This is a genomic window from Sunxiuqinia dokdonensis (assembly GCF_001270965.1).
Classification (GTDB): Bacteria; Bacteroidota; Bacteroidia; order Bacteroidales; family Prolixibacteraceae; genus Sunxiuqinia; species Sunxiuqinia dokdonensis.
On sequence record NZ_LGIA01000103.1, the window covers coordinates 1 to 995 of the forward strand.

A 995-nucleotide genomic window follows, 5' to 3' on the forward strand; every position below is an offset into this window, starting at 1 on the left:
GGGTTACCTTTTGCCTGATTTTGGAATAAACACTTGAAAATGATAAAATACACGAACCAGCAATTTTTAACGAAATTCTGGCGGCTTCTAATTCTCAGGTAATTCTACAAGAACATTTGAATGGCAAGGTTTCGGCGATCAAAACCAGCAATAATTTGCTAAGCGATTTTGAGAAATCCGAATTTCGAACTTGCATTCCAGCTCAAAAAAACTTTAACAAACCTTGTGTGATTTGATTTCAGTGGACTTCAAAGAACGAAAAAGACAAAATTTAGTCCGGAAAAAGTTTGATCGTGCGTATAAGCACCTGAAGAACAACCGGAAACAATTGAAAAATAAAAGAGGATATTGAATAAACAAATTGTTGAAAGATGATACGTAAAAATAAAATTGAACAAATTGATCAGTACCTTAGCGGAGAGTTGACCGGCGATGCGCTAAGCGAATTCAATGCTGAACTGGCCTACAATTCGGAGTTGGCCGACGAAATCAGGCTGCAGGAGGAAATCAGCGAAGCCGTGCAGGAAACTGACATCATCAACCTGCGCAACAAACTGCAAAACATCATCAGACAGGAGCAAAATGCGGCCAAAGAAGTACGCATGAGCCAGGAAGAACAAGCCTATAGCTTTGAACTGTCCGAAGAATTATCATCTTTCAAAGAATTCAGTCAACCGGTCAACATCAACGATTTAATCAGCATGAGCCAGAGTTTACCAAAAATTCACCTGGCACAGCACAACCTTGCTGCCAAAGAAAATATCCATCACTTTTATAAAGAACAACAAGCGCAGGAAGCCGCTCCTGATCAAGAATTTTCACTGTCGCCCATGGATGAAGCCATTTTCGAAGAAATTCAGGCTGCCCTGAATGAAAAGGATATCCAGGATTTAAGAGCCAATCTGCAACAAATTGCGACCAACATTCCCGCGCACCAAAGAACACCCCAGGAAATCGAACAATACATCAATAACGATCTGGAAACAAACCTGATG

The 995-nt window shown here is 40.5% G+C and carries 1 protein-coding gene; it reads left to right on the forward strand.

The window, feature by feature from the left end; all coding sequences use genetic code 11:
• Positions 1 to 371: 371 nt before the first annotated feature.
• Positions 372 to 995 (forward strand): hypothetical protein (locus NC99_RS07300; protein ID WP_157624621.1); only part of this gene is annotated, 624 nt, incomplete at its 3' end.